Origin of the sequence: Arthrobacter sp. StoSoilA2, assembly GCF_019977195.1 — a bacterium.
Classification (GTDB): Bacteria; Actinomycetota; Actinomycetes; order Actinomycetales; family Micrococcaceae; genus Arthrobacter.
The window spans coordinates 2,368,488-2,385,710 of sequence record NZ_AP024643.1 but is presented as its reverse complement, the minus strand read 5'-3'; the positions used below and the strand labels follow the sequence as shown (position 1 = coordinate 2,385,710).

The window sequence follows — 17,223 nt, the reverse complement described above, 5'->3', positions numbered from 1 at the left end:
CTGGGCTCATGGTGTTGGTTGTCTGCACCGCTTCCTATGCGTTCTGGGCGGCGAGCAGCTGTCGGCGTTCTTCGCGGCGACGTGCCTGGGCCTTGGGGTTTGCCACCGGGGCGGCGAAGAACAAGCGTTGGGTATAGGAGTGCCGGGGTCGGCTCGTGACCTGGTCTCCGTCGCCGAATTCGACGATTTCCCCTCGGTACATCACTGCAACGCGGTGACTGATGTGTCGCACGACCTCAAGATCATGGGAGACAAAGAGGTAGGCGACCTGGGTCTGCTCCTGAATGTCTTTGAATAGTTCCAGGACCCGGGCCTGGGTTGAAAGGTCAAGGGCTGATACCGGCTCGTCGCAGACGATCAGGGCTGGTTTGAGTGCAAGGGCGCGTGCAATGGCGATGCGTTGCCGCTGACCGCCGGAGAACTCCCGGGGAAGACGGCTTCCCGCGTCGGCCGGGAGGCGGACCATATCGAAGAGGTCCTTGATTCGCTTGGAAGATTCGGCCTTGGGGACCTTACGTACGTCGAGGGGTTCGGACAGGATCTGCTCGACTGTCAGCGACGGGTTCAGGGAGGTGTAGGGGTCCTGGAAGACCACCTGGATGTCGCTGGCCAGCCGCCGGCGGTCGGCACGGTCGGCATGCGCGATGTCTTCTCCGCGGAACAGCACTTTTCCTTCGGTGACCGGCGCCAGGCCGAGGACAGCTCTGCCCAGCGTGGTTTTGCCTGACCCGGATTCACCTACCAGGCCTACGCACTCGCCTTTTTGAACATCAACGGAGACACTGTGCAGGGCCCGGAAGGGTTTGCCACGGAGACCATGGCCGGGGTACTCGACGGTGACATTCTGGATATCAAGCAACAACTCGCTCATCGAACTGCTCCCTTCGGGGACGGGCTGGCGCTGCCGCCAGCACCAACGAGCGGGCCACGCGGTTCAGCCTCGCTAAGGATGGCGCCGAGCAGCTCCTGGGTGTAAGGGTGACGCGGGGAGTCAAAAATCGGCTCAGTCGGGCCGGTTTCCACGATCCGGCCGAGCCGCATGACGGAAACCCGGTCGCAAAGGTCCGCGACGACACCAAAGTTATGCGTGACGAGGACCACTGCCATCTGGAACTCGGACTGGAGGTCCCGGAGGAGGTCCAGGACCTCGGCCTGGACGGTGACGTCGAGGGCGGTAGTGGGTTCGTCGGCGATCAGAAGGTCCGGGTTACAGGAGATGGCGCCGGCGATGAGGACGCGTTGGGCCATACCGCCGGAGACCTGATGAGGGTAGGAGTTATACGTTCGCTCGGGGTTGGGGATGCCTACTCGTGCCAGGAGGCTCAGCGCACGTTCTTTGGCCTCTTTGGCCGATATGCCAAGCTGAATGCGCATGGGCTCAACGAGTTGGCTTCCGATGGTGAAGGACGGGTCCAGGTTGGACATGGGTTCCTGTGGAATGTAGGCGATCTTCCGCCCGCGCATTTTTTCGATGTCCCGTGAAGACAGCTTCGCCAGGTCTTTGCCCTGGAAGTGGATGGAGCCGCCGACGATCTTGCCGCCTTCGGGGAGTAGTCGGAGGATGGACCAGGCAGTCTGGGTCTTGCCCGAACCTGATTCGCCGACGAGCCCATGGACCTCACCCCTGCGGACAGTGAGGGAGACGTCGTGGACGACCCTCTTGGTGCCACCGTCTGGGCCTGGGTAGCCAACAGAGAGGTTGGCGACTTCGAGGACGACGTCTCCTTCGGAAGCTTCAGGCTCCGGGTGCCGGATGATGTCGTCCACGGTCTTCGGGTCGGTCGTGGTAACTGCGGCCTTCTTCTTGCGCACCTGCTTACGGGGTGCGTTGGCGCGTTCAAGCTCGTCCCTGAGGCTGTTGGCCAGCAGAGTCAGGGCGATCAGGGTCAGACCGATGGCCATGGCCGGCCAAAGGATCAGCATCGGAGCGGTGTAGAGGTTGGTGAAGCCATCGCTGAGCATTGAACCCCATGTAGGGACGTTGATGTCCCCCAGGCCGAGGAATTCGAGCCCTGACTGGACGGCCAGGGCGATGCCGCCCACGATGGCGGACTGGATCACAATGGGGGCCCGGACGACGGACAGGATATGGATGGTGATGATGCGGGCATCACTGAGTCCCGATACACGGGCGGCGTCGACATAGAGTTCGTTGCGTACCGCGGTGACGGAAGCGTAGACCAGCCGGAAGAACGCCGGGGACAACATGATGCCGAAAATGAGCATGGACACCCACAGGGACGGCCCAACGACCGCGCGGGCCGCCAGAAGTACGATGATCGCGGGCAGCGCCATCAGCAGGGAGATGACCCATGTCCAGACGGTGTCGATCCACTTGCCAAAGTAGCCAGCCAGAAGGCCGCCGGTCACGCCGATCACCATCGCGGTCAGCAAGGCGACCAAGGCTCCGGCAAGGCTGAACTGCGCGCCGAAAATCAACCGGGACAGGACATCGCGGCCTGAACCGTCGGCCCCCAGCGGGTTGTCCCCGCCTGGAGGGGCGAGCACATTCTGGATAACGGCGTTGTTGGGGTCATGCGGGGCAAGGAACTGGGCGAACATTGCCGTGAGCACAGCAATGGTGAGGAACACCATCGAAGCGAGGGCGAGGGGATTGCGGAGCACTCGGCGGAAGAGGGAGACCCTTGTGCCGTCGCGGGGTGCGACGACGATCTCGGGATCAGTGGTGTGTGCCGGAGTTGTCATGACAGACGCACTTTCGGGTTGAGCCAGCCCTGGGCCAGGTCGACCAGGAGGTTGAAAACGATAACGATGACACCGGTGGCGACAAGCAAACCCATGACGAGGGGAATGTCGCCCTGGGTTGTGGCCTGTACGGCTACTTGTCCCAGTCCGGGGATCGCGAATACTTGCTCCACGATGACTGCTCCACCGAGGAGTCCAACGAAGATGACGGCGAGGACTGCAAGGGCAGGGCCTGCAGCATTACGCAGAACGTGCTTGAGGATGACGGTGCGCTCGGGGATTCCACGGCTGCGCAAGGTTCGGACGTAGTCGTTGCGGAGGGCATCGATGACGGCCCCCCGGATCTGCTGGGTGACGTTGGCGATACCACCCAGCGCCAGGGCGATTACGGGCAGGGTCACGGTCTTGAGCCATCCCGTCGGTGATTCTGTGAAGGGGACGTACCCAGTCGGGTCGAACCAGCCCAGGGCAAGTGCAAAGAACAGAACCAGGCCGACGGCGAAAAGGAACCCGGGGATTGCGTGGCCGAGGACGGCGAGCAACTGGGCAAGTTTGTCGACCCAGCCCCGTTTCGTTGCCGCGAGTACGCCAAGAACCACCGAGACGATGGCGACCACAACGACGGTGCCGATGACAAGGGACAAGGTGACGGACAGACGGGAGATGATCGCGGCGGAAACGGTCTGGCCGCTGAACCATGAATAGCCGAAGTCTCCGGTAAGTGCGTGGACTACCCAGTCGCCGTATTGCATCAGGACGGGACGGTCCAGGCCGAGTTCCCGGGCCTTTTGGGCGACCGTTTGGGCGTCCGCGGACTCGCCGAGAATCTTCCTGGCGATGTCCCCGCCACCCAGGTACAGGAGCGTGAATCCGACTGTGGTGATAGCAGCGAGCATGACGATGCCCGTGAGCAGCCTTTTCACGATGAATGAAATCATGATGATGATCTTTCAGTGGGTAGGGCTGCCGGGGGCCGTGGGAGCGGCCCCCGGCAGTGGTCCTATGCCTTGGGGGTGATGTTCCAGAGGTTGGGCCAGGCGTTGCCCTGGTTCAGTTCAACGTTCGTCTTGGCATTGGTGACGAAGAAGTTCGTTGGCGTGTACCAGGGGGCAAACCAGGCTTGGTCAACTACGTACTTATTGAGTTCCTTCAGGGCCGCGTCACGGTCCCCGCCCTCGGCGGTACGGATCTTGGAGATCAGTGCATCAACGGTGGGATCCTGGTACTTGAAGGTGTTCCAGGTTGCTGTAGGGGCCAGAAGGAAGCTGATGAGCTGCCATTCATTCGCATCGCGCTGGAGGGTGAAGAAGGACACCCCGTATTTCTTGGCCTGAAGGTCAGCAATGATGTTCTGTCCGACGTCAGTGTAGGAGACCTTGATACCTACATCGCCGAGCTGCTGCTGCAGCAGCGGCCACATCTGCTTCGGGAATCCCGGGGAAGTGGGGATCGTCAGGTCAAAGCCCTTGGGGTAGCCCGCCTTGGCGAGCAGTTCCTTGGCCTTGGCGGGATCGAACTTGTACGTGTCGTTCAGCTGGCCGTCGAAGGCCGGGGAGTCTTCACGGAAGACCTGCCCGGTCACCTTTCCGAAGCCGAGGCCGACAACTTTGAGGAAGGCGTCACGGTCGACGGCATAGTTGATGGCCTGCCGTACTTCGACTTTGCCCAGCGCTGGGTTGCTTTGTCCTGCGCGGTCAAACAGCATCAGGCCGGCGAAATTCAAGTCGCTGCCGTTATCGCTGAAACCGGCGGCCTTGACCTGGGGGATGATGCTGACGTCGTTAATGGCGGACGCGTCCAACTGCTTGCCCCGCAACGCGTTCAGCAGTGAGGTGGCGTCGTTGTAGACGTTGATCGTCAGGGTGTCGTACTTGACCGCATCCGGATTCCAGTACTTGGGGTTCTTGTCGAATTTATACGACGTCCCGACGACACTCGAGCCGGAGTTAAGGATGTACGGTCCGGAGCCGACCGGGTTGGTCTGCACATCGGGCTTGTCGAAAGCGGCAGGACTTTCCTGCATGCCGGCCGCCTGGGCCAGGTAGATCAGGAACGCCGGGTTTGCCTGCTTGAGCTTGATTTCCAGGGTGTTTTTGTCTTTGGCGGTGGCATCTGCCAAGTCCACGACCTTGCTCTTCTGGGGGGAAGTTCCATCGCGGAAGCGAAGAAGGTTTTGTGCTGCTACGTCCGCGGTGAAAGCAGTGCCGTCGGTGAAGGTGACGCCATCACGCAGTTTCATCGTGAGGACGGTCTTGTCTTCGTTGTACTTCCACTCCGTGGCCAGGTTCGCTTCGACGTCCTTGCCGTTCGGTGAAGGCTTGAGGAGGCTGTCGTACACCGCCTGGAAATACACTGACTGGTTGCCCCAGTTGATGTTCCGCGCCTCAAACGTTGCCGGAGGGGTGATGTTGCCAAGAACAAGGCTGGGCGAAGATTTCGCCGCACCACCGGTCCCACCGCCGCCGCATCCAGCCAGCGCGAGACCGGCGGCGATCGCGGCTGCAACGGCGGCCTTCTTAAAACGCATCATTACGTCCTTTCAGCTGTGGAGGTACCCAGCCGTTTTCGCCGCAGTACCTGCCGCTCAGCATTGAGCAGTAATTCGAGAATGACACACTGTGAGCCACAGCACAAGACCTTTGCTAGTCAACTTGTGAAATAGTGCTGTCCCTTGTTTACCGTGAAATATCTGTTCAAGCATTTCCACTAGTGCTATAAAGGATGACATCAGCGGGATGTCCCCACCCACACAGCGACCTCCCGGCTTTAGCGGCAACCAGCAGACAGGAATGGATCGATGAAGATCATCTACGTGGACGTGGACTCGCTCCGCCCCGACCACACCGGCGCCTACGGCTACGCCAGAAACATCACGCCCAACTTGGACGAGATGGCCAAAAGCAGCGTGATCTTCGACCGGTACTACTGCTCCGACTCGCCGTGCCTGCCCTCCAGGACAGCGTTAACCAGCGGTCAGCATGGGATCACAAACGGGGTCATCGGACACTTCGGCGACGACGCCCGGTTCCGCCTCGACGCCGGCCACGCCCCTCACCCTCACCGGCCACTTCTCGGCCAGGCGCTGAACATGGCCGGTTACACCTGCGCCGCAGTCTCATCGTTCGCCGAACGGCACCGGGCCTACTACTTCATGGGCAACTTCCGGGAAAATATTCAAGTCACCCCCGATATGGGCGACGAACCGGCAGACATGATCACCGATGCTGCCCTGGAGTGGATCGGCAAGCACCGCGACCTAGATAACTGGTACCTCCATGTCACCTACTGGGATCCGCACACCGACTACCTGCAGGACGAATCGTGGACACGGAAAGCCGCAGAGTCCGGCCCCGCGCCCGCTTGGCCAGACCAGAAAGCCATTGATGGGCACGCCGAGGTTTATGGCGCACGCAGTGCCCTTGACCTCCACTATTCCGGGGGACCCCGTAAGTCACGTGTGCCCCACAACATGCCGGACGAGATCCGTACCCGGGCCGACTTCGAACACCTCATCAACGGCTACGACGGGGCAATCCACTTCTGGGATTCCGAGTTCGGCCGGCTTCGCCGGTCCATCGAGGAGATGGGACTGGCCGAGGACGTCGCGATTATCGTCTCCTCAGACCATGGCGAATCCTTCGGCGAACTCGGCCTCTACGCCGAACATGGCCTGGCGTCCGAACCCGTGCATCGCCTCCCCATGATCATTCACTGGCCAGGCGTCACTGACCAGCCCGCCGTAGCGGCGACCCACAATGACGCACTGCTCTACAACATTGATTACGCCCCGACCATCCTTGACCTGCTGGGGCTGCAACAGCCCGAAAAGTGGCAGGGCGTGTCCTACGCTCCAGCCGTACGCGGAGAAGCCATCCAATCGCGCCCCTATCTCGTCTGGGGACACGGTGCGCACACATACCAGCGGGCCGTCCGAACCCGCGACCACCTGTACATCCGCACGTACCACCCAGGCTGCTTTCGCGCCGAACTCGAGTCACTGTTCAACGTCACCGAAGATCCCTACCTCACCAACAACCTGATCGACGCACACCCGGCCCTCGCCACGCAGATGCGGTCCAACCTTATGGAGTGGCTCGGTTTCTATGCGGGAACCCCAGGAGCGCTTCCGGACCCCATGCAGGGAGCCCTTCAGGTGGGTCCTACCCTCTACAATCAGCCCAAAGACTATATGCGGCATCTGCGTAACACCGGGCGGAGCCACCTCGCGAAGCATCTCGAGGAACGTTTGAACCCGGGCAACTCGGCGACACACGTCTCCTGGCACGCGCAGGTGCCGATCAGCGAGGAAGATCGAGAAGCAATGCGGAAGCGGTTTGCTGCAACGGTCATGGCGGAGGAGTAAGACAAGTGGTGACTGTACCTGTCGAAAAAGTACCGACACTTAAGCGGTCCCGTGCCGAAACCGGTGCGTCACTGGGCAGGCTCGAGGTGATCCTGCTGAGCCTGCTAAGCACCAGCGCGCGTACCGGATACGACGTGCGCAAATGGCTTGACCGCCACGGTCCGTACGTTGGCTACAGTGCCCAAACCTCCCAGATCTACCGCCAACTCGGCAAACTCGTGGATCGCGAATGGGCTATCCCGGTGCCGGATCCCCGCGAATCCGGACCGGACGCCAAGCTATACGAGATCACCGACGAAGGCCGCCGGAAGCTGCAGGAATGGATTGACTCACCCTATGAGCCGCCCATCCGGCCCCTGGACCCCGATTTCCAGGTACGGCTTAGGTTCGCGGGAACCCAGAGCCCGGAAAAAGCTCTGGAGCTTGTCCGCACCGAGTTGCGTTTCCGCCGCGAGCACCGTCAAAATCACCTCTTTGCCAGCGCCCTCGCAGAAGAAGACTTCGCCCCCGAGGAGGACGAAGACGAGCGGTACTGGCGCGAGGAACTTGTCAGACTGCAAAGTGAGAGGGGCCTCTACATGGTCAACAGTCTAATGGCGTGGCTTGAAGCAACAGAAGTCCGCCTGGAAGCCCTGATACGGCAACGGGACCTGAGGAGAGAAAAGTGACACCTCTGTCCTTGAGTGTTTCCAACACGGCCCATGGCAAAAGCTGCTGTGCGCCGACACGGAAGCCGGGTGGAACGCGGCAGCAAGCTCAGACAGATTCGCCATCGACAGGGTTCTTGAAACCGACCCACGAGGACATCTCCATTGCCGGAGGAACGTACACCATGGGGGATGCTTTCGGGGAAGGATATCCCCGTGACGGGGAATCACCTGCCCACCAAGTGCGCGTCGACTCATTCACCATTGACGCAACCACGGTCACCAACAAGATGTTTGCCGCCTTCGTGGAGGAGACCGGCTATCGTACCGAAGCGGAGGTCTTTGGCTCATCCGCTGTCTTCCACTTGATCTCCACCGCCAAGGCAGACGACGTCCTCGGCGTCGCTGCGGGAGCACCCTGGTGGCTGAACATCCGCGGCGCCGAGTGGGCCCATCCCACTGGCCCGGACTCGCAGTGGGAGGACATTCCGGACCATCCCGTCGTCCACGTATCGCACACCGATGCCCTTGCCTACTGCGACTGGGCTGGACGGCGACTGCCAACCGAGGCGGAGTGGGAGTACGCTGCCCGGGGCGGCCTGGAAGGCATGCGCTACGCGTGGGGCAACGAACTGACACCCAACGGCGAACACCGCTGCAACATCTGGCAAGGTACGTTCCCCCAAAGGAACACCACCGACGACGGCTACCTGGGAACGGCGCCGATAAAGTCTTTCCCACCCAACGCATACGGCCTCTACGAAGTAGCGGGAAATGTCTGGGAATGGTGCTCGGACTGGTTCCTGCCCAAGTACTACCGCAACTCACCAACCGATAACCCCCAAGGCCCCTCAATCGGGGCGGGACGCGTCATGCGTGGTGGCTCCTACCTCTGTCACGATTCCTATTGCAACCGGTACCGCGTTGCGGCACGTACGTCGAACACTCCCGAATCCTCCAGCGGCAACTGCGGGTTCCGGACCGTCGCCCTTTAGGCGTCCTGGGCGCGTGCCTGCCGGACTCGAGAATGAGGCGGGCAGCGCTGACACAGCGCTTCAGGCCGAGTTGAAGGGGGTGGCGGAAACCTCGTCAGATTAGGACTTGTCTTTCAGCGATGCCTCAAACAGTGCGATTTGGAAATCCATATCCAGCTTCGAAGCAGGTCCGCGGCCAGCACCGTCCGCAGCCGTCTCTTGCTGCTCGTGGACAGACTCGCCGGATAGCGTATACGCGGCGCGCGAGAGGGATTCAAGACGAAGCATGACCCCGTCGGTCCAACGGCGAATCCGACCAAAACCATTTGCCGCTCCGCAAGCACTGCCCTCATCGACTCGATTTCCTGGTCGGGCGCAACAAACTCCTTCCAGTTCGCGCCACGAACGACTGGCTCAGGCCGACGGCGTCGGCAACCTGACGGCTGGAACTTTTGGTTGACTGCATCCAGAGCGGCGCCGTCAGAACGGCACGTTTGAGCTCTGCTCGCGCATCTTCACTCCCCGCGAGGCCAGTCTAGGGACGCGTTGACTCTACTCAGAGACTCATTTCCTCATTGTTTCGCGGCGGAGGTATTCCCATCTTTTCCGTCACAAGCTAGTGGCGACGTGAGGGCCTTGTAAGCAAACTGCTCAACGTCGACAGCTTCAGCTGAAGATCGCGTGAGCTGCCAGTCCCCCTGGAAGCCCGCAGGTACTTGTGATCTGCATCGGGGAGCGCCCCTCGTATTTGTTCAGGTGCGGTGTCGACTACCGGGACGCGTCTAACCCGACGAACCAAGAGAGAATCTACACACCTAAAGCAAACCCCCTCTGACGAGGGGGTTTGCTGTGCCCGAGGCTGGACTCGAAAGAGAGTCCAGGCCTTGTCATTGTTGGAAGGGGTGTCGTGGCCCCCACCCTTGACCAAAGTGACCGAAGTCTGCACCGGATCATGCGGCAACCTGGCATCGTGAAGTGCCAACAAACCCCGCGGCCACAACGAGACCGCTGGAACTCGGATCTAGCCCAGGCTAGGGTGCGGCGAGAACTTCAATGATCGCGAGGTTCCACTGGTCGGTTGTTGGGGACGTGTCATTGATCGTCACGGGCGTTCCGGTTGTCGGTGTGGTGGAGTTCTGTCGTTGGACCCAGTACGTGTCTCCCGCAGGCGCGAGGAACTGGTCGACGAGGGTCTGATTCGACCCCGGCGTATGGGATATCGGGTTGGACCAGTCCGTGCCGACGCCCCAGACCCAGGAACCGGCCCTCGTTGTGGTGAGGGTGGCCGTTGGCGCGCCCGAGGAGGCGTTCGCACCCAGTGCTGCACCTGTCGTGATGTCTGCCCCGCGGAAGGCGACAACCGTCATGGCGGCCTGCCAACTGCCCGAGGCTTGTGTGGCGGTGATGGTTGCATTCGAAAGCGGGCCGGGGGCGACCGCTTGCCAGATCTCGGCCGTGCCAGGTTGCGTGTTGGTTCTTTGTCGGAGTGTCCAGCTGAGCCCTGCGCCGGAAACGGCCGCAATCCGGGCTGAATTGGCGGAGTTCGGTCCATCGGAACTGATGAAGGCAAGGATAAGTTCGTTGGAGCCGGTGGTCGTCACCCCGGTTGTGCTGATCGTCGTCGTGCTGGTTCCTTGGTGAGCGGAGACGATCTTATCGATCGTGATTCCAGTAGGTGCGGCGACGGCTTGCGTCGTGGCAGCGTTCGACGGCGGGCTGATATTGCCTGCCGCGTCGAGGGCGGTGACTGTGTAGGTGTACGTAGTACCGGCGACCACAGAACTGTCGGCGTAGTTGGTCGACGCCGAGGTCCCGATCACGGTTCCATCGCGCGAGACCCGGTACGAGGTGACACCCACGTTGTCTGTGCTGGCCGTCCATGTCAAGGCGATCTGCCCCGCAGATGCAGACGCCGTCAGGCCCGTGGGCGCCGTTGGAGCAGTGGTGTCCTGGCCCGGCGCCGGCAACCGGAGCATGCCGGCCGTCGATGGGACACCATTGCCGTCAACGATCGAGAGCATGTAATACCCCGGAGGGGCATAGTTGCCGTCGACAGGCATTTGGACGTTGAGACCGCCGGAGGCCTGCGAGAAGTTCAGGTTCAAGGCCCTCGCGTTCTCATCGAAGGCATGGGTTACGGATCCTGTCTTGATCAGGGATACGGATTGGATCCTGGTCGCATCCGGTGTTCCGATGAACGCCGCCGAACCGTACTGTACGCTGCCCGGAACGCTGGAGATGCTCGGCCGCGGACCTTTGAAGAGGTATGGCGGGGAGTAGATCTGATAGCTTTTCTGGTCCGCGACCCCGTCATCCCCGCCGCTGCCGGATACGAAGACCCGACCGTCCGGGAGCAAGACGGCCACCGAGTGGTAGAGGCGGGGAACCGACATCGGCGCCATGGTGCTCCACGTTCCGGTTGCGGGTTGCCAGACCTCAGCCTGCATCACAGCTTTGGTGACGTCCTGACCAGATTTGTCCGTTCCACCTCCCGTCGCAAGGACTGTGCCATCCGGAAGGTTCGTCAAGTTCACGAAGCTACGCGGAAACGCCATGGGGGCCGTCCCCTGCCATAACGGGTTTGGCGCGTTCATGTCCAGGGTGTAGGCGGTATTGGTGGACTGACCCGTGAATCCACTGTCCGAGGCAGATCCGGCTTTGATGAATTTCCCCGGCGCATAGTTCGCGATCGAGGCGCCGTCCAGGACGCGGGAGTCCACGGTGGTCCATTGCTGTGTGGACACATTGAGGGCCAGGCTCGAGGTGGCTTGTTCGGACGCCCCTGACTGGAGGATGCGGCCGTCGGGTAGTTGATACATGAAGGGGTAGTACGGGATGCTCCGGTTCGCGCCCGTCAGGTCCGTCCACGAGTTCGTGGTGGGTGAATAAACTTCGGGGACGGTCACGAGGTCTGTCAAACTGGTGTTCGAACCGGAGGTCACCAGTACGCGTCCGTCGGCGAGCGTCGTCGCCGTCGGGTACCAACGTGGGTGGTTCATGGGGGCCAGGGTCTGCCAGGTTTCCGTAGCCGGGTCGAAGGCCGTCACATCGCGGATACCCAGCCCACCTTTTGTGGATGTCCCGCCTACGACGAGAATACGACCGTCGGACAAGACCGCTTGCCCTGCGCAAAAGAGGTCGGCGGCTGCGCTCGGTACCTGGATGAAGCTGCCTGTCGCGGGATCGAGCAGGTACTGCTGGCCGCCTTGGGAGAAGTCGCCCTGCCAGGTAAGAACCTTGCCGGTAGGTGTGAGTGCCGCGTGGATGGAGACCTCCGGCCAAGCGACGACAGGGCCCCACGAGCCCACCACTGATGGGTCCGTGCTGGACCCGGTCGCTGTGGTGAAGGTCGCGTCGCCCGAGACGGCAAGATTGCCTGCCGCGTCGGCAGATTTCACCCTGTAGTGGTACAGCGTGCTGGCCGAAAGCCCGGACAGTGCCTGCGAGTGCGTGGTCTGTAGTGTGGAATTCTGAACCGTGCTCTGGCCGTATGCCGTGGTTGTGCCATATTCCACTTGCGAGCTGGAAGCTTCGTCGGTGGTCCAGGTGATGGTTGCTCCGCTGGAACCGGGCGTGCCGGCAGACACAGAGGAGATCAGCGGCGCAGTGGTGTCACCTGTTGCCGTCGAGGCCGGAAGAATTTCTACGACGGAGAGGTTCCACTGGTCAGTTGTGGGTGCTGTGTCGTTGATCGCGACGACAGTAGGAGGTGCCGTCGTCGTCATTGTGCTTTGGCGCTGGACCCAGAACGTATCGCCGTGGCTTGAGAGGTACTCATCGACCTTTGTCTGCCCGACGCCGACAGTACGGGCGATGGCTTTGTCCCAGTCATTTCCTGCTCCCCACACCCATGAGCCGGCCCGCGTGGTGGTCAGGGAAGCGCTGGGCGCTCCAGTAGCGGCGTTCCCTGTTCCAACGGCGCCGTCAGTGGCCAAATCCGCGCCGACAAATGTAACAACAGTCATCGACGACTGGTATGTGCCCGAGTTAGTCGCCGTAACCGTGGCGTTCGTCAGTATGGTCGGCGCGGCGGCCTGCCAAATCTCCGCAGTGCCCCGTCGGACGTTGGTCCGCTGGCGCAACCGCCAAGAGAGGCCGCCACCGGCGACCGACGTGAAAGACTCCGCGGTGGATTGAGGCCCATCCGACATGACGAAGGCAATGAGGAGTTCGTTCGCCTGGCCTGTCGTGAAGGCGGGCGAGACGATTCGTGTCGAAGGCGTGCTCTGGTGCGTACTGACAATCCGGTCCGTGGCCAGAGGTACCGCTGCAGCCGCGGGCGCGGCTGCCGGGAGCTGGCTCAAGACGGATCCGGCGACTGCAAGGGATAAGCTCGCAAGTAGCGCGAGGGGCCGTGAGGAGAAGATGCGTTGCATGATTGGTCCTTCGATTCGACTGGCCATAGCAGGCCAGGACCGCAAGTAGTGGAAAACCAAGGCGTCAGATTCGACGGAACGAACGTTGGCTTCATCGCTGAGCTTCAAAATGTGGACGGGAACTCAGTAGCTTCCCCATGGCCTCTCAGCACGCGAAAATGCCCGCAGGGTAATTCGAGAACCGCACAGGCCCTCCGACGCCGTGAAGCCACAGCTTCAACACGACCGCTCAAGAATGCTCCACTGAGCTGGCAAACGGTCCTCCGCCGGACAGCGCTGGCGTCGACTGAGGTGTGCGGTCAGGTGCCGCAGGCGTCGTTAACCGCTTCAGACGCCTGATCATGGACTTTTACGAACAGGGTGATCTCCTCACGATTCTGCAGAGAAACGCATCACCCATTGGGCGGAGACCATGCGTTCGGTAAGCGGCACGGGTGAACCCCTGACGGCGGCAACGATGCCGCCCAAAACGCCGGGCTGTGTACGTCGGCGGATGGGAAAGACCTGTAGTAGGTATGGATTTCCATGCTTCCTGAACTGCTTGCAGAAGCGCAACTGGGCAACGGTAATCGTTTGGGAAGGCAACCTTGTCGCCGTCACGCCCCGCTGCCACGGTCCATTCCACACTCGAAGAATAACTGTCCGTGAGCTGTCCTAGCAATGGAAGTTAGTCAGACTATTCGACAGGCCTGCCCACTCGTCTTTAGGTGCAGGCGTCTACCGTTAAGACTCAGTGTTCGTACTAAGGACAAAGTTGTGTATTTGCCCTCAGCGCAAGATAAAATGAGCTGGATCTGGGCAGGTCAACAAGGGGTTTGTCCGCCCTCATTTCCTTGGTCAGCAGTCATGAATTTCATCCTGTTTTGGAATGCCAGGTCGCACTGAGGTCGACCACGACGTACTCATCTCCATGGAAGACCTGCTGGTGGCGCTACTTTCGGAAACGTATGTAGAGGTGGATGGGCACGATTTTATGATGACGTTGACGAGCTCTCACTCACGACGGCTCGGTGCACGGACAGCGTACAGGCCCATTGATACAGATATCTTTTGTGATTCTGTGGCCAAGTAACTTCGTCCGGTCCACGGAATCAGTTGATGCAGAATGACGCGGCTTCCACGGCTCCAGGTGAGAAACAATGGTCAACGAGTTGAGGATCAGAGTGTAGCTCTCAGGCCGTCGATCTTTGACAGCTGGTGTGACCTTCATGTTCACCATGTCGTACTTCTTGAATTTCGCGTCAGCCTCACAGTACCGGAAAGGGATTTGGGTACATCCGAATCGATTCGGGGCCATTGTTAATGAGCCTGAGACCACGGCGCAACGGTGCCACTATGGTTGGCAGACGGCTGTGGAGCGGCCTCCACGGCGATCGGCACTTTGGTCTCAGCAATATCCTCACCGAGACGCCACAGGCATGAAGCACAGAACGCTCCGGGAATTTCTTTCAAATCTGCCACCGGCCCAGGATTTTCCGGCTCTGCAGGCGGCGCCCCGGTCACTTGACGGCAACGTAACGACCGCAGCCGCTCCTGCACTAGATTCTCCCAATTACCTCATTCACCGATCCCGAGGCAGTGACCTATGAAGCAGAGAAAGCAGCTATCGGCGAGATTCTGCCCACCTTCGCGAGCTTCCGCGAGTAAGAGCCCACTCTGAGCAAATAGATCGCAGTCCACGCCAGGTCGCCTTGATCAGAGATGATGCTGCGCTGCAGTCATACGTTTCATCGACCCTGCCCCCACGCTCATCTTTTGCTGGCGATCGATTCAATAGATAGATATCTAGCGTGCTTGCCCGCGCGCCGGAAGCTGAGCATGCACAGTACCCCGGCGAAGGCGCCCCGCGCGGGAAGCCTCGTCCATGAAGGTGCGGAAGGCAGTATTCCGCCCTCCGGTCCGGAAGTTCAACGACCATTCCGACATCTACCTACTCCGTCAGCGGTCAACACTCCCCCGCCTAACTTAGGTTCCAAGTGGCACAGTTTGCAATACTAAGCTAGACTTCTAGCAAATACGGCTGCCGCCTTCTGATCGTTATTGGAGATATTGTGATCGCTGAAGACGCAGAGGAATCTGCAACCGCTGAGGAACCGTCCCGGATGACTGCCAATGTCCAGAAGGCGAAGCGCGTCGGGTCCTTTGAATATGAATCACTGGCACATGCCGCAGCGATTGACCTGTACCCGGAGGTCAATTCGCCCGCCATGGCGTTGTGTTTCAACCTCATCCGAGCCGCAAACAGGATGACCACGGACATGGAAGTCTCGGTGCACCGCCCCATGGGCATCAGCTTCGCCGGGTACCGCCTCTTGTTCACCATCAAGTCAGTGAGGCAGGTTAACCCAAACGAGCTGGCCCGGTTGTCCAGCGTTTCCACGGCTTCCATCGCCAGCTTGCTCAACACATTGGAGAAGAGCGGGCTCGTTACCCGAGAACCGGATCCGGAGGACAAGCGCAAAACCGTAGTGCAGCTTTCGGACGAAGGCGAGCAAACGCTGGCCGATCTCTTCCAGATCAACAACCAGCGCGAGCAAGCCTGGGCCGCGGGACTCACCGAAACCGAAGCGTCAATCCTGGCCCAACTGCTGCGCAAGCTGTTGTTGCACCATCCAGCTCCCCCGAACCAGCTAGAACTATAGGAGATGCACATGAGGGCTCAAGACGTCCGCTTGGACGACACCGTGATCGCCGAGCTAAGGCAACGCGCCAAAGACTTGGAGGCGCATTCCACGTTGTGGGCCGGAGGTCCTGGAATTGACTCATCAGGCTCAGCTGCCCTGTCCTCCTTGGTTGAACGGCTGGCCAACATGTATCCATACGGGGATGCAAAGTACATCGGCCAACTCCTTAAGCCCCCGCACCCTGTGGCTTGGGTTGCGCAGGCCATCACGGCACTGATCAATCCGAACAACCATGCCATGGACGGAGGCCCCGCGACCGCAGTCTTGGAAAAGGAAGTCGTGGCCAAACTTGCGGCAATGTTCGGCTACGAGGAACATCTGGGCCATCTGACGTCTTCCGGCACCATCGCCAACCTTGAGGCGCTCTGGGTTGCCAGGGAGTTGCATCCCGGCAAGGTCATACTGTCCGGAACGAACGCCCACTACACCCACGAGCGCATGTGCCGGTTGCTCGGAACCCCGCATGAAACCATTCCGGAAGACGCCCTCGGCCGCCTTTCAATGCCGGATCTCAGGACCAGGCTGGCACAGGGTGGTGTCGGGACCGTTGTCGTCACTTTGGGCACGACCGGTCTTGGTGCACTGGATCAGGTCCATGAGGCAGCGGACCTGGCAGCCGAATTCGGAGCCCGGCTACATATCGATGCAGCTTACGGAGGATTTCACACCCTCCTGGCAACTGGTCCGGAACCGTTGGTTGATCCTGCCCCCTTCCTGGCCATACGCCGGGCGGATTCAATCGTCGTAGATCCACATAAGCACGGACTTCAACCTTATGGATGCGGATCTGTGCTCTTCGCTGACCCATCTGTCGGCCAGCTCTACTCGCACAATTCCCCCTACACCTACTTCACTTCGTCTGACCTTCATCTTGGTGAGATCAGTCTGGAGTGCTCCAGAGCGGGAGCGTCGGCGGCAGCATTCTGGACCACGGTTGAAGCTCTGGGGTTGTCACGCGAGGGAATGGGATCGATTATCGCCGACGGCCGAAAGGCCGCGCTGCAAATAGCTCACATCATCAGAGCCGCCGACGGTGCTGAGCTCGTGGTCGAACCCGAACTTGACATTGTTTGCGCCTTCCCTCGACGTCCTACCACCGGGCAAATATCGGCGGCAACAGAAGATGCGTTCGCGGCTATGGCCCAGGACGGCTGGCACTTGGCACTATATCGGGTCGACAGCAAGTGGCTTGCGAGGAACCATCCATGGGTCGAAGTTGATAGTGACTACACCACTGTCCTTAGATCCTGTGCCATGAAACCCGACCACCTCCAATTGGCCCAGGAATTCAGCCACCGCCTCATTGCGTCGATGGAGCAACAGCCCTCACGGACAAGCTAAACGTGCAGCATTGTCGCCCGCGCAGGGCTTGAACCCGGATTACCAACGACTTCCCGCGCATGCCCCGACCGTGGGCGATACAAACGCACCTGGACGTGCACCTCAGGGACTGCAGGCCTTGGGCGATGCATC

General features: G+C 60.6%; 11 protein-coding genes. 5 read left to right on the top strand and 6 right to left on the bottom strand.

Features of this window, described 5'->3' with window-relative positions; all coding sequences use genetic code 11:
• Window positions 1-34 precede the first annotated feature (34 nt).
• The 4 genes from LDN82_RS10805 to LDN82_RS10790 all read right to left on the bottom strand — a co-directional run bounded on the left by LDN82_RS10805 (window position 35) and on the right by LDN82_RS10790 (window position 5,236).
• The gene (locus LDN82_RS10805; RefSeq protein ID WP_224167380.1) at window positions 35-871 is read right to left on the bottom strand and encodes an ATP-binding cassette domain-containing protein; all 837 of its coding nucleotides are present in this window, start codon (window positions 869-871) and stop codon (window positions 35-37) included.
• Window positions 868-2,706 (bottom strand): dipeptide/oligopeptide/nickel ABC transporter permease/ATP-binding protein, encoded by a 1,839-nt coding sequence (locus LDN82_RS10800; protein WP_224167378.1) that lies wholly within the window; start codon window positions 2,704-2,706, stop codon window positions 868-870. Before LDN82_RS10800 ends, LDN82_RS10805 begins: the two co-directional genes overlap by 4 nt.
• Window positions 2,703-3,644 carry an ABC transporter permease gene (locus LDN82_RS10795; RefSeq protein WP_224089991.1) on the bottom strand — a complete coding sequence of 314 codons (942 nt, stop codon included), beginning with the start codon at window positions 3,642-3,644 and terminating at the stop codon, window positions 2,703-2,705. Before LDN82_RS10795 ends, LDN82_RS10800 begins: the two co-directional genes overlap by 4 nt.
• Window positions 3,645-3,706: 62 nt before the next feature.
• Window positions 3,707-5,236, bottom strand: coding sequence for an ABC transporter substrate-binding protein (locus tag LDN82_RS10790; protein WP_224167377.1), 1,530 nt, complete (start codon window positions 5,234-5,236; stop codon window positions 3,707-3,709).
• 267 nt (window positions 5,237-5,503) lie between these two features.
• Between LDN82_RS10790 and LDN82_RS10785 the strand changes: the two genes are divergently transcribed.
• The 3 genes from LDN82_RS10785 to LDN82_RS10775 all read left to right on the top strand — a co-directional run bounded on the left by LDN82_RS10785 (window position 5,504) and on the right by LDN82_RS10775 (window position 8,711).
• Window positions 5,504-7,069, top strand: a complete 1,566-nt coding sequence (locus LDN82_RS10785) for a sulfatase (RefSeq protein ID WP_224167376.1) — start codon at window positions 5,504-5,506, stop codon at window positions 7,067-7,069.
• A gap of 5 nt (window positions 7,070-7,074) precedes the next feature.
• Window positions 7,075-7,737: a PadR family transcriptional regulator gene (locus LDN82_RS10780; protein WP_224167375.1), complete on the top strand. Its 663-nt coding sequence runs from the start codon at window positions 7,075-7,077 to the stop codon at window positions 7,735-7,737.
• 164 nt (window positions 7,738-7,901) lie between these two features.
• Complete coding sequence (locus LDN82_RS10775; protein ID WP_263422303.1) at window positions 7,902-8,711, top strand: formylglycine-generating enzyme family protein; 810 nt, start codon at window positions 7,902-7,904, stop codon at window positions 8,709-8,711.
• 99 nt (window positions 8,712-8,810) lie between these two features.
• Here LDN82_RS10775 and LDN82_RS10770 read toward each other — a convergent pair whose 3' ends face one another.
• Together LDN82_RS10770 and LDN82_RS10765 are read right to left on the bottom strand one after the other, a co-directional pair.
• Window positions 8,811-8,978: a hypothetical protein gene (locus LDN82_RS10770; protein ID WP_224167373.1), complete on the bottom strand. Its 168-nt coding sequence runs from the start codon at window positions 8,976-8,978 to the stop codon at window positions 8,811-8,813.
• A 743-nt stretch (window positions 8,979-9,721) separates the two neighbouring features.
• On the bottom strand, window positions 9,722-13,066 hold the full coding sequence (locus LDN82_RS10765; RefSeq protein ID WP_224167372.1) for a galactose oxidase-like domain-containing protein: 3,345 nt from the start codon (window positions 13,064-13,066) through the stop codon (window positions 9,722-9,724).
• Window positions 13,067-15,117: 2,051 nt separating this feature from the next.
• On the opposite strand from LDN82_RS10765, the gene LDN82_RS10760 reads away from it, so the two are divergent.
• Window positions 15,118-15,708, top strand: a complete 591-nt coding sequence (locus tag LDN82_RS10760) for a MarR family transcriptional regulator (RefSeq protein ID WP_224167371.1) — start codon at window positions 15,118-15,120, stop codon at window positions 15,706-15,708.
• Between the two features lie 9 nt (window positions 15,709-15,717).
• Window positions 15,718-17,091, top strand: a complete 1,374-nt coding sequence (locus tag LDN82_RS10755; protein ID WP_224167370.1) for an aminotransferase class I/II-fold pyridoxal phosphate-dependent enzyme — start codon at window positions 15,718-15,720, stop codon at window positions 17,089-17,091.
• Window positions 17,092-17,223: the final 132 nt, after the last annotated feature.